Raw genomic sequence first — 12,292 nt, 5'->3', positions numbered from 1 at the left:
CGGCAGGAGAGTGAGCATGACCGCACCCAAGGTAACACCACTGGTGCCGCTTAGCCGGCCAGAGCCGGCTCTGGACGACAGCGGCTCGCCCGCTGGGGCACCCCGGCCTGTGCTGGAAGCGTCCGGCGTCGATAAGGTATACGCCAACGGTACTGTTGCCTTGAAAAACGCGGACTTGGTTGTCCGTGAGGGTGAATTTGTCAGCCTCCTAGGCCCGTCCGGCTGCGGCAAGAGCACGTTGCTCCGTATCCTGGCAGGACTCGGGGAGGTCACTACCGGTACCGTCAGTTGGTGGGAGCAGGGCTATGATGTGGTGGGCAGCAAACGCCGCAAACTGGCGTTTGTTTTCCAGAACGCCACTTTAATGCCGTGGGCGCGGGTTCGGAAAAATGTTCACCTGCCCCTGGACTTGGAACACGCTGGTAACTCAGCGGAACTAGAAAAGAGAGTCGATGACGCCATCAATCTCGTCGGGCTCAAGGGGTTTGACCAGGCTTTTCCACGGGAGCTCTCCGGCGGTATGCAGATGCGGGCATCTATTGCCCGGGCCCTGGTGACCGAACCCAACCTGTTGCTGATGGACGAGCCTTTTGGCGCGCTTGATGAAATGACCCGCAACAAGCTCAACGATGACGTGCTTAAGCTGTGGCGTGACAAGGGATGGACTGTAGTTTTCGTTACCCACAGCGTCTATGAGGCCGTCTACCTGTCCAGCCGGGTGGTGGTAATGGCCGCCAGACCAGGCCGCATCGTAGACGATATCGCTATTGATGAGCCTTACCCGCGTTCTACGGACTTCAGGGTGTCTACCGAGTTTGCCGGCTATTGTAGGCAGGTTTCTCAGGCTCTGGAGCGAGCCAGCGCAATGGGAGATGACCCGAACAGCAAGCAGGAGAACGCTCGATGAAAAAACCATTAATCCAGAACGAGCGCTTCGTCCAGATTGCAGCTCCGCTGATGGTAGGTGTTGTCTTTCTGCTGTTGTGGCAACTGACTGTCATGGCTTTAGACGTGCCCAAGTATATCGTTCCTAGCCCTGCCGCTATTGCCGAGTCGTTGGTCAGTGAATGGTCATCTCTTCTAGACGCATTGGTGATGACGCTGATGATTACCTTTCTGGCATTCGGCATATCAGTAGTGCTGGGGGTGGCGGCTTCGCTGCTGTTCGTGCAGAGCAAGTGGATCGAAATCAGTTTGTTTCCCTATGCGGTCCTGCTGCAGGTGACGCCCATCGTAGCCATCGCGCCGCTCATTATCATTTGGGTTAATGACACCACCTGGGCCCTGACCATCTGTGCGGTAATCATTGCTATTTTCCCGATCATCTCCAATACGACCTTGGGCTTGCGGAGTGTCGATCCCAACCTGCTGAGCATGTTTCGAATGTACCGGACCAGCCGCTGGCAGGAGCTGATTCGGCTGCGTATACCCAGTGCGTTGCCGTACTTTTTCGGTGGTCTTCGGATCAGTTCGGGGCTGGCGCTTATCGGCGCCGTGGTAGCGGAATTTGTGGCGGGCACAGGGGGGGCGAAGGCGGGGCTCGCATACATGATCCTGCAGTCCGGTTATAACCTGCAGATTCCAAAGATGTTTGCAGCCCTGATTCTTATCACGCTCACCGGAATTGCCCTATTCGCGCTGATGGTCTGGTTGTCAGATCTGGCCCTGAAGAACTGGCATGAGAGTGCATTAAAGGTCGAGCATTGATGGCGGGGCAAGCTGGTACCACGGACATCCGCCAGCCCGGGCCGGTCTATGCCTGGCGAAATGGCTATGTCCTGCTGGCCTTTACAGCCCTGACCTGGGGCATCAATTTCCCGATCCTGAAAATCGGTCTGGAGTACAGTCCGCCGTTGCTCTACACAACCCTGCGCATGCTGCTGGGTACCGTCACTATGTTCATGATCGCTGCGTTCATGGGTATCCTGCGGCGGCCGCACCGCGCAGATGTGCCGGTGATCTTTTCGGTCGGGTTGTTGCAGAATATGGGGTTCATTGGTCTGGTCACGGTGGGTTTGCAGTTCATGCCGGCCGGTCGGGCTGCGATTCTTGCCTATACCTCCCCGATCTGGGTGGTTCCCGCCGCGGTGCTGTTTCTGGGGGAGCGTTTTACTTTCGCTCGGGCGCTCGGAACAGGGCTGGGCCTGGCCGGCCTTATGGCTATATTTAACCCTTTCTCCGTGAATTGGGGCGAACCGGGAGCGCTGCTGGGCGGAGGGCTTATCGTACTGGCCACAATGCTCTGGACGGTCGGGCTGGTGCATGTCCGTCGCCACCAGTGGCGCGGGGATGTGCTTTCACTTATCCCTTGGCAGCTTCTGGTTTCAACGGTGTTTCTTCTTCCGATCGCGCTTATTCTTGAGAATTCAGCAGCCATTCGTTGGGAGCAGGGGTTTTTGGTCAACATCTTTTTTAGCGGCGCCTTCGCGTCGGGTCTATGTGTGGCGGCTCAGGTTGGCGCGATCCGATCACTGCCGGCGGTGAGTTTGTCCCTGGGATCAGCGGCGGTCCCGGCGGTGGGGATGGTCTCCTCGTACTTCATCCTGAACGAGCATCCGGGCGCCTGGGATATTGTGGGGTTCTGCCTGATCGGGCTGGGTCTCTTAGTGGTGGGGTTAGCGGACAGGCGTCAGGCGAGGGGGCCGGTTCCGGATCGATTGGTCTGACTTACGTCAGAACGCTGGCGCTAGGCAGAAACTCTACGTGCGGGACCGGATTACGGCACACCCCGCTGCTCAACCTAGTGGTCAAATAAGCCGGCCACCTGCGATTCCCTGGAGTAAATTCGGTGCGCTGTAGCAAATGCGCTCGGGTGTCTAACCCATAGATGGCGTTACTGTACGAAACGTTGTAAGGAGCTTCTGCATCCGGGTCGCCGTAGCCAAGCGTGCTCCTTGCGAAGCTCGGTTGGAGGATTTCGGTAGTCTGTCAGTCCTGAAGCATGTTGTGTAGGCGCCACGAATCTCGAGTTCACCTTGTCCTCTCACGCGACTAAGCGTCTCTGGTTTCGGGAGATGTGGTCCAAAATAAGGCATCACGGCAGCCCGAACTCTGCCTAGCCAGGCATTGATCTGTGTTCAGCTCATCTATTTTTTACTAGCCGTTAATGGTGATCTTCTCTTGAGCAATTGGTCCCATCCTCCACAGTACAAAAACCATGACTATGACAATGGAAATAACCTGGCTCGTCCCGTAAACACTGCATATGTTTTTTATCTTATAGGTTTGGTTTCGATGGCTTGATATGGCCGAAATCATCAGCGTCCCGGGATTTGAAACAGCTGATTATTTGAGGCTCCGCCGGAGGAGGGTCAGTTTGAAACAGGTCGTTGGCAATTATTGTTCTGCTGGTTTAATGCATAGGTTCAGTAATTACCAAAAAACGCCTGTTCTATGACTGGTCAGTTATCTCCGTGGGCGCGATAAGCCTCGCCAAACTTGAGAAATATCCTGAAAAGATTTCACTCTACCTGAATGCCGTCGCTCCAGACTGCGAGCACGATACAGCCTTCGACGCTAGTAACATGATGACTGCTGCCGATCGGGCTTATTAGGAGCGTGCCGGTCGGATAGTAGCCGTTCTCATCCTCCTGGCTGCCTTGGATGACGAATATGTGCTCAACCCCAAGGTGGGTATGGCCCGGCACACTGGCGCCGGGCTGGTATCTCAGTAGTGCCGATGACTGCCGCCCGGGTGGCTCACCGTGTAGCGGATATAGGGAAACCCCGGGGCGGAAGTCCTGCCACTCGCTTTCTGGAATGTCGGCGATGGCGTCCGGTGTGAGGGAGAGGTGTGAAGCACGGTTTTTCATAATATTTGCAGCCATTTTACAGTACTTCCGAGGTATCGATGGCGCCAAAAACCCCCTGCATCTGGATCATCTTCAGGTCACGTCAGTGGTTGTCTAGGTCGGTAGCGCCACAGCAGTCCTCCATCAGCAGGCATTCAGGGCGTCGGTCGCTGCCTTAATGCAGAAGTCGGCCTGCATGTCGATGCTGATCAGTCCTGTGTTAATAATTTGGGTGAACCGTCAAAACTGCTACCAGTCGTAAAGATTAGCCTCGATGTAGCGCTCAGTTATAAATATAACCTTCAGCGTATAATTACAATGTGGCGTTCAGCTTCTGGTCAACCAGAAAAGATCTCGGCATTCAATCCGTTGATCGACGGACTGTCTTGGCTTTCTTGTTTACCAGGTGTTCTCCTGAAGTGGTCGGCTCATAGCGCGCCGGATTGTCGGGCGACCGGCAACTGGGCAGACACTCTACTCTTGCATCCGCGTTAGGTTGATGGAAAAAAATCAGCGCTAGGCGATCAGTGTGCGCTAACTCCCTCGGCGGGTTGCCGACGCGATGCATGGTAGACACCCATTGATCGTTGGTCCACTGAGCCATTAGGTCACCAATATTGACCACAAAGCATCCAGGCTCCGGTTGCACCTCATACCATTCGCCTTGTCGTAGAACTTGCAGGCACCCAGGTGACTCGGTAGGCGCCACAATCGTCAGCGTGCCATAGTCAGTATGGGCGCCAGCCCGTAGTTGGCCAGTAGCCGGCGTGTCAGGTTGAGCGGGATAGTAATTTACCGACATCGCAGAGATGTGACGGTCAATACTAGTTGCGAAATAATCTTCTGGCAGGTTCAGCGCCACAGCGAATACCTGCATCAGGGTCTCGGCGAGCGCTTCCATGCTCCGATAGTACGACTGTAGTGCCTGCCGGAATTCTTCAGGTTCATCTGGCCAGATATTGTCGGGAAAGAAACGCTCGCTAAATTGCTGATGGTAGTCGTCACAGGCAAAATCAAATGGTCCAATGGTGAATCGCTCGAACAAATCAGGTGGAGAAACCTCGTCCCGGCTGTAAGCCAGCGCTGTATTACCAACGCCATAATAACCCCGGAATCGGTTGTCAGGTGGCGCATAGGCTAACTTCCGGTCCTTCGGCAGGCTAAAAAAAGCTTTGCTAGCCTGGCGCGCCTTCTCAAGGACCTCACGGGCAACGCCGTGATTTCGAATGATAAGAAAGCCGATTTCGCGACATGCTTTATCAACCTCGCTGGCAAGTTGCTGTCGCTGCTTCGCATCTCCGCGAGTAAAAAGGTGGAGGTCAATTGCAGGAACAATGGTCTGCATCAGTATGTCTCCTAGAATTTAATTTTATTCTAAGTCGACCTCTCAATGCCGACCAGCGTCTAATTGTCACTATAGCGCTGCTCAGAAAGCATCAGTTTAAGCTAGCGACTTTCGGCTGCAATACCATCCAAAACCGTCTGTATCTGTTCTGCAACCATGGCCGCGGCCACTGGCAGCGTGCGGCTTCGTTCGCAGCACAGCACCAGTTTGCCCACTGCTAATCCCCGTTCTTCCAACGGAATAGCCACAAGTCCCGGACGCCCATTTGGCTGTGGTACGCCGGTGCTGATCTGGAAGTAGACCCCTCCACTTTGCAGGACAAAATGACGCATCAACTCGTAGGAGTTGGTTTCCAGGTTAGGCTCCAATTTCAGAGAACGCTTTGATAAGAAATTGTCCAGCAGCACCCGACCACCCAGTGATCGATCCGGTATCGCTAATGGAAATTCCACGCATTCAGATAACCTGACTGATCGCCGATCAGCGAGCGGGTGGTCGGTCGGAACGAATGCACAGAGCCGCTCTTCTATCTCGGCCAAATGGCGAAGATCTGCATCCGGTGGCGGATTGAATACAAGACCGAGGTCTGCTTCGAAAAGCTTAACCCGCTTCACCACTTCATTCCGGCCACAGATGTCTATTCCGAACACAATTTTCGGATGGTCTCGTTGAAAATTGCTGATTATATCCGGCAGAAAATGGGTAGCTAACCCTTCTATAGCCGCAATCCGAACAACACCTCGGCGCAGACCCTGTAAATCTTCAATTTCTGACTGGACACGATCGACTTCTGCGAGCGCCCGTCGCAAGTAAGCGACGAAGATTTCTCCCGCAGGCGTCAGCCTCACACCCCGTGGCAAGCGTTCGAATAACGGGGTCCCGATCTCCTGTTCGAGATCAAGAATCCGCCGGTTGACCGCTGATGAGACGATGTTCAATCGTTCTGCTGCTTTACGAATGGATCCCGTGCGAGCGACCGCATCGACGTACCGCAAATACCTTACATGATGCATAAATGTCCTGCCCACTGATGTCGGTTCGGCATCGCTTATAGCGCGAATAGGCGCTAGTCACGATCACCTAGCTGCCGTAGATTGAGGTTCCCACGGTTTTTTACGAGGAAGTAACCATGATCTCCCCAAAACACTTCTTACATTACAGCAGTCTCGCTTGGGGTGTAGCTATAGTGTTTTTCGTTACAACTGTTCCCGCAGCAGCCAAAGAGCTCAGGTTCACTGCCAATTGGGTATTTGAAGCCTCAAACGCACCTTTTCTGCTGGCCGCCGAGCGAGGCTATTTCAGTGACGAAGACCTTGATGTCACCATTGATGCCGGTGAAGGTTCTTCTGCTGTGATAACTCGTATCGCCAGCGGCAGATACCAGTTTGGATTCGGCGACATCAACACAATGATCGAATTCAACGCTCAGAATCCGAACGACCAGCAGCGCATGGTTTACATGATCTACAACCGTCCCCCGATGGGTGTGGTGACCTTGAAAGGCAGCGGTATTGAGCACCCTCGTGACCTCGAAGGGAAGAGTGTCGGAGCTCCTGTCAACGATACAGCCTATCGGCTGTTTCCTGTATTGGCCGCGGCTTTGAATATCGATGCGTCTCAAGTGAAATTTGATAACGTGTCACCTAATTTGCGTGAACCGATGCTGTATCGCGGTCAGGTTGACGCCATCATGTCGTTCCCGCCCAGTTCCTATGTCAACCTGTTGCAGCTCGGTGTCGACGCGGACGATATCCGCATCATGTATTACACCGATTACGGCATTTCCATGTACAGCAATGGGGTTATTGTTCCAGCAAAGATGATCGAGGAGGAACCCGAAGTCGTCGAAGACATCGTCCGGGCTGTGAACCGTGCGTGGATGGCGACGATTGAAAATCCTGAGGCGGCAATAGACGCCCTGGTAAGGCGTGACTCCCTTATCGATCGGGATCTGGAAATGCAAAGAATGGAATTTTATCTTGATAACCAGATTATTACTGATGAGGTACGCGAGCTCGGCCTAGGCGCTGTCGACGCTGAGCGCCTGAAGGAATCCATCGATGTGGTGTCAAAGGTTTTCGGAGTGGAAAACCCACCTGCACCCGATCAAGTATTCGACTCTCGTTTTTTGCCTCCGCTCGAAGAGCGCATGCTGAACGTAGGAGGCCGATGAACTATGCGTACCCGAATCCACCGCATTGCAGCGGCTTCGCCAGATGATACCGACGGTCTCAATAAAGCCATCCAAGAAGGGAATATTAACGCAGCGCATGTGATTGCCGTATTGGGGAAAACAGAGGGCAATGGCTGCGTAAATGACTTTACTAGGGCTTTCTCCACTCAAACGCTGACCAGGCTGTTTGCCGATGAACTGGGTTGCTCTACCGCTGAGGTAACCGAGCGCATAGCTTTCGTAATGTCCGGTGGAACTGAAGGCGGGCTGTGCCCCCACTGGCTGGTTTTCGAGGTCGATGAAACACCTGACTCAGAAGCCTCGGATCTGCCTGGCCTTGCAGCAGGCATTGCCTTCACCCGGAATTTTGCGCCGGAAGAGCTGGGTCGGACAGAACAGATTAAGGAAACTGCGAAAGCAGTCAATGCAGCGATGAAGCGGGCCGGTATCGCGTCGGTCGAGGATGTACATTATGTACAGATCAAGTGTCCGCTACTCACTGCCGCCAGAGTTAGCGACGCGTGTAAACGCGGTAAAACTGTTGTTACGTCAGACACATATAGGTCAATGGGTTACTCAAGGGGCGCCTCCGCACTCGGTGTTGCCCTTGCGCTGAACGAGGTTAACCTGACACAACTTTCTGACGAGAGCGTGTGTAGGCAATTCGACCTTTATTCCACACGGGCCAGCACCTCGGCAGGCATCGAACTCTTGCGCAACGAGATCCTGGTGCTGGGCAATGCTGCGGGCTGGGACCCAACCTTTCGGATAGGACACGACGTTATGGAGGATGCCCTAGACGCGGAAGCCCTGGACAGAGCCCTGGAACGGGTTCCCGTCAGAGAAAGATCACTCGGTGTTGAGGATATTGCAGCACTTCTGGTTAAAGCAGAGCCTGCGTCTTCCGGCAAGATCCGCGGTCAGCGACATGTTATGTGGGATGACAGTGACATTCATCCTACTCGTCACGCACGGGCTCTGGTCGGAGGTGTATTGGCCGGACGTCTGAAGGAGACCCGTCTATTTGTTTCAGGTGGGGCAGAACATCAGGGACCCGATGGCGGGGGCCCGCTGGCGGTTATAGTGCGTAACCTCAGAGGGTCGGCCATAAAGGCTTCGCAAAAGGCAGTGCCTAGCAAATCGTAATGAATAAACAAATAGCATCGCTAGGAGACTTTATGCCAGCACTTGCTGTAGAACAAATGACCACGTCAAACCCGCAGAAACGGCCGGACAAACCGCTGGTAGAGTTCCGCAATGTCAGCCTCGCATACGACGAAACAGGCAATGCCATTGAGGATATTACTCTGAACATCCGCCGCGGAGAATTCATCGCTTTTGTTGGTCCCAGCGGCTGCGGTAAATCCACGTTCATGAAGCTCTGTACAGGCCTTCGCCAACCTACCAGTGGCGGCATTGTTGTAAATGGCAAAGAGGTGACTGGTCCCCTGTCAATCACCGGCATGGCGTTTCAGAATTCGAACCTTTTGCCGTGGCGCAGCGTTCTGAAAAACGTAATGCTGCCGTTGGAGATCGTCGAGCCGCATCGCTCCCGCCTTCGTAAACATTACCAAGAGTATGAGGACAAGGCGCGCAGGTTGCTGGCAATAGTCGGCCTGGAGGGTTATGAACACAGCGCACCTTATGAACTCTCCGGAGGCATGCAACAGAGGGCTTCTATCTGTCGCGCATTGATCCACGAACCAGAGCTGTTGATGCTGGACGAGCCTTTTGCAGCACTGGATGCATTCACCCGTGAAGAGCTCTGGTGCATGCTGAGAGATCTCTGGCAAGAGCAACAGTTCACCGTCGTACTCGTTACCCATGATCTACGAGAGGCTGCCTTTTTGGCGGACACGATTTATGTCATGAGCAAACGTCCCGGGAGAGTCTTAGAGGCCCGTTCAGTTGATATCCCACGCCCTCGCGCGCTGGAATCCACATACGAGAAACCGTTGGCTGACCTGGTGTTGTCTTTGCGCACCAAAATCGGTGCGATACGAGAATGAGAGGTAAACCTGCAATGGAACTTTCACAATCCGTTCGTTACAGCCTAGCCCCCTGGTTCGCAGGCGTTCTATTGCTCGTGCTGTGGGAGGCATCAACACGTCTCTTTAATGTGCCTGAGTTCATTTTCCCTGGCCCCATCGCAACGCTTGATGCACTGTTTGCACACTCAGGAACGATCGGAAAGCACGCTTGGCAAACCTTCTGGACCACCGTGATTGGCTTTGCCGTAGGTGTGGTTGTTGGTCTACTTCTCGGCATCATGATTGGCACCTCCAAATTCATGTATCGATCGTGCTATCCATTGCTGGTAGCGTTTAACAGCATTCCAAAAGTGGCAGTGGTTCCCATATTGGTTGTCTGGTTCGGTATCGGCACGGTACCGGCTATCATCACCGCTTTTCTGATCAGCTTCTTTCCAATCGTTGTCAACGTCGGCACAGGCCTGGCGACAGTGGAGCCGGAGCTTCAGGACGTGCTGCGCGTGCTGGGCGCCAAGAAGCGTGACGTGCTTCTCAAAGTGGGCCTGCCACGCTCAATGCCGCATTTCTTCGGTGCATTAAAAATATCCATAACACTCGCATTTGTCGGCACCGTGGTTGCGGAAACGGTTGCGTCCAATCAAGGCATCGGATACCTCATGATGTCGGCGGGCTCTCAAATGCGGATGCCCCTGGTGTTTGCTGGCCTGGTTGCGATCAGTGCGATGGCCATGGTCATGTATGGTTCCATGGCTCTGCTAGAGAAACGCGTCACGGGCTGGGCTCACCGACATTAGCAGAAAGCACTCGACAATAATTGGTCGGGGAGACGCTTGGCGATTTCCGGCTGATGGCCATGGCATTGAGCCTGGCTTCCTTGGCCATCAGGATGGAAGACCAATGGGTCGCACCTTTGGGATTGAAATGAGGGGCTTTATTGATCACCTCTGTCACTTTGTCATCGTCAATACTGCGGAGACGACCACTCCTCGGCGCTTCCAGCCCGGCCATCCGGAACTGCTCAGAACGTTTCCCTAACTTGCTGGCCGTCTCAGCGCGCGCACCTGCTTGTCCTGCAATGACCGTTGCTCTGATCTGGGCCCTTGCCCCGCACCCTGGGCAGAGCTTCCGGCCACGGACAGGCAGGCAGTGGCGACCGGCGCCGCGGTCAGCGCACTGATGACCTGTAACTGCTGACTCAGCACCGGAACAAAGTGCGTCAGTCAACGCTGGATCACCACTACATCCCACCCGGCAACACCACCGGCATGCCCGAGGAGGAGCACCCGCCACTGGGCCGCTGGCTGGACGCCAATCGCTAGTCCCCGCTATACATAACCTCATGACGCAGAGGTCAGCATTATCCGAAAACGGCATCGTGAAACGTGGCACGTTTTTGCCAGTCACTGGCCCTGACCTCCAGCAAAGGCGGCGCCTCCCTTGGCGCCTTTGCCCGGCGGCGCCAATGTTGAACGGCAACACCCTCATCATGGTGGGTTCCTGTGCGGTTTCGGAGAATACAGGGCCGACGAATGCGAGCGTCATCGATGCTTTATCAAGCACAAAATATCTCGGAGGAGAATCATTGGTTACACACTCCCTTCGGGGCACCCCGGGGGGTGGGGCTTATTTGCATTGCACCTCGTTTCAGACTGTCCTATAGCGGTAAGAGAGCCCGGGCAGCGCTGCCGAAATGACAGCGGGGTGCTTCATTATAGTTGCTTGTGAGCTTCACTAATCGGCGCTTAAATTGGAAATGAAATCGGGTCTGGCACCAGCTCCTCAACACGAACGGTCACTCACGGTGCGCCTCTTTCAATCTTCCGCACACACCATGCGCTACCGGACGGTGACGCCATCGCCTCAACAGGAGATTTATAATGCTTTTCGGATCGACAGTTTTCCGACTCGCCGCCATGACCTTAGGCGTTGTCGCCACCGCGGTTTTTTTCAGTACATCAGCCATAGCTAAAGAACCAGTCAAGCTCGCGTTTCAGCTTGACTGGCGAATCGAGGGGCCGACGGCGCCATTCTTCCTGGCTGATGCCAAAGGCTATTTCAAGGAAGAAGGGTTGGACATGACCTTCGACTCCGGTTCCGGTTCGGGCAACACAATCAATCGGGTTGCCGCTGGCGCCTATGACCTGGGCTTTGGCGATGTGAACGCATTAGTTGAATATCTGGCCAATAATCCGAACTCACCCCGGCTACGGGCTGTGTTCATGACCTATGATGCTTCCCCTGCTGCAGTGATCGCTTTGAAATCCAGCGGCATTCGCACCCCCTCGGATCTGGACGGCAAAACGTTGGCGGCGCCCTCCTTCGACGGGGCCCGCCGGGCCTGGCCGATGTTTGCAGAAGCCAACGGTCTGAGCGCGGATGCGGTCAGTTGGCAGACAGTAGACCCAACGCTACGGGAAACTCTTCTGATCCGGGGCGACGTGGATGCGATCAGCGGCTACGTTTTTTCCAGCATCATCAACCTAGAAGCACGTGGGGTTCGGCGCGAGGACTTGGTAGTGATGCCTTACCCTGAGTACGGGGCCAATCTGTATGGCAACGCCATTATCGTCAGCGACCGGCTGATCGAGAGCAACCCCGAAGCCATTGCTGGATTCCTGCGAGCGTACACCCGAGGACTAAGGGACGTGATATCCAGTCCGGATGCCTCCATCGAATTTGTGCGTCAGCGTGACTCGCTAATTGATGTAGCCACCGAACAAAGTCGCCTACACCTCACCATAGAGAGCACCATCGATACGCCCGCCACGCGCGAGAATGGCATCGGCGACGTAAACATGGAGCGCCTGCAAAGGACGATCGATCAGGTTGCCTTGGCCTACGAGCTTCCGTCTGGAAACGTGCCCGAGGCCGAGGCAGTGTTCGACTCCAGCTTCCTGCCGGAAGCAAACCTCCGTCGTATTTTCGACTAGCCCTACAGCAGTACCGGAACCTCGTCATGAATTTCAACAAACTATTGAGCCCATGGGTGCAG

The 12,292-nt window shown here is 54.7% G+C and carries 12 protein-coding genes; 8 read left to right on the top strand and 4 right to left on the bottom strand.

What is annotated here, in order from left to right; translation table 11 throughout:
• The first annotated feature begins 16 nt into the window (after positions 1-16).
• From soil367_RS16580 to soil367_RS16570, 3 genes are read left to right on the top strand one after another with little or no spacing between them, the layout of a single operon-like run.
• Positions 17-907: an ABC transporter ATP-binding protein gene (locus soil367_RS16580; RefSeq protein ID WP_136550142.1), complete on the top strand. Its 891-nt coding sequence runs from the start codon at positions 17-19 to the stop codon at positions 905-907.
• Entirely contained in the window at positions 904-1,707 is an 804-nt protein-coding gene (locus soil367_RS16575; RefSeq protein ID WP_136550141.1) for an ABC transporter permease, read from the top strand. The genes soil367_RS16580 and soil367_RS16575 overlap by 4 nt, the downstream gene beginning before the upstream one ends.
• The gene (locus soil367_RS16570) at positions 1,707-2,666 is read left to right on the top strand and encodes a DMT family transporter (protein WP_136550140.1); all 960 of its coding nucleotides are present in this window, start codon (positions 1,707-1,709) and stop codon (positions 2,664-2,666) included. The genes soil367_RS16575 and soil367_RS16570 overlap by 1 nt, the downstream gene beginning before the upstream one ends.
• A gap of 795 nt (positions 2,667-3,461) precedes the next feature.
• Here the strand turns inward: soil367_RS16570 and soil367_RS16565 are convergent.
• From soil367_RS16565 to soil367_RS16555, 3 genes are all read right to left on the bottom strand, one after another.
• The gene (locus soil367_RS16565; RefSeq protein WP_216642739.1) at positions 3,462-3,827 is read right to left on the bottom strand and encodes a cupin domain-containing protein; all 366 of its coding nucleotides are present in this window, start codon (positions 3,825-3,827) and stop codon (positions 3,462-3,464) included.
• Positions 3,828-4,152: 325 nt separating this feature from the next.
• Positions 4,153-5,136, bottom strand: coding sequence for an isopenicillin N synthase family dioxygenase (locus tag soil367_RS16560; protein WP_136550139.1), 984 nt, complete (start codon positions 5,134-5,136; stop codon positions 4,153-4,155).
• 101 nt (positions 5,137-5,237) lie between these two features.
• Positions 5,238-6,149, bottom strand: coding sequence for a LysR family transcriptional regulator (locus soil367_RS16555; protein WP_136550138.1), 912 nt, complete (start codon positions 6,147-6,149; stop codon positions 5,238-5,240).
• Between the two features lie 116 nt (positions 6,150-6,265).
• Between soil367_RS16555 and soil367_RS16550 the strand changes: the two genes are divergently transcribed.
• The 4 genes from soil367_RS16550 to soil367_RS16535 are packed head-to-tail and all read left to right on the top strand — an operon-like array spanning position 6,266 to position 10,094.
• Complete coding sequence (locus tag soil367_RS16550) at positions 6,266-7,309, top strand: ABC transporter substrate-binding protein (RefSeq protein WP_136550137.1); 1,044 nt, start codon at positions 6,266-6,268, stop codon at positions 7,307-7,309.
• 3 nt (positions 7,310-7,312) lie between these two features.
• Positions 7,313-8,455: a cyanuric acid amidohydrolase gene (gene atzD / locus soil367_RS16545; RefSeq protein ID WP_136550136.1), complete on the top strand. Its 1,143-nt coding sequence runs from the start codon at positions 7,313-7,315 to the stop codon at positions 8,453-8,455.
• The gene (locus soil367_RS16540; protein WP_246065388.1) at positions 8,455-9,318 is read left to right on the top strand and encodes an ABC transporter ATP-binding protein; all 864 of its coding nucleotides are present in this window, start codon (positions 8,455-8,457) and stop codon (positions 9,316-9,318) included. Before atzD ends, soil367_RS16540 begins: the two co-directional genes overlap by 1 nt.
• Before the next feature lie 14 nt (positions 9,319-9,332).
• Entirely contained in the window at positions 9,333-10,094 is a 762-nt protein-coding gene (locus soil367_RS16535; protein ID WP_136550135.1) for an ABC transporter permease, read from the top strand.
• Here the strand turns inward: soil367_RS16535 and soil367_RS16530 are convergent.
• The gene (locus soil367_RS16530; RefSeq protein ID WP_136550134.1) at positions 10,069-10,308 is read right to left on the bottom strand and encodes a hypothetical protein; all 240 of its coding nucleotides are present in this window, start codon (positions 10,306-10,308) and stop codon (positions 10,069-10,071) included. The two genes, soil367_RS16535 and soil367_RS16530, sit on opposite strands and share 26 nt — an antisense overlap.
• A gap of 869 nt (positions 10,309-11,177) precedes the next feature.
• Between soil367_RS16530 and soil367_RS16525 the strand changes: the two genes are divergently transcribed.
• Positions 11,178-12,230: an ABC transporter substrate-binding protein gene (locus soil367_RS16525; RefSeq protein ID WP_216642738.1), complete on the top strand. Its 1,053-nt coding sequence runs from the start codon at positions 11,178-11,180 to the stop codon at positions 12,228-12,230.
• Positions 12,231-12,292: the final 62 nt, after the last annotated feature.

This window comes from Hydrocarboniclastica marina, assembly GCF_004851605.1.
GTDB classification, from domain to species: Bacteria; Pseudomonadota; Gammaproteobacteria; order Pseudomonadales; family Oleiphilaceae; genus Hydrocarboniclastica; species Hydrocarboniclastica marina.
The sequence above is the reverse complement of the archived record's forward strand: the minus strand, read 5'-3'. Positions and strand labels throughout refer to the sequence as shown.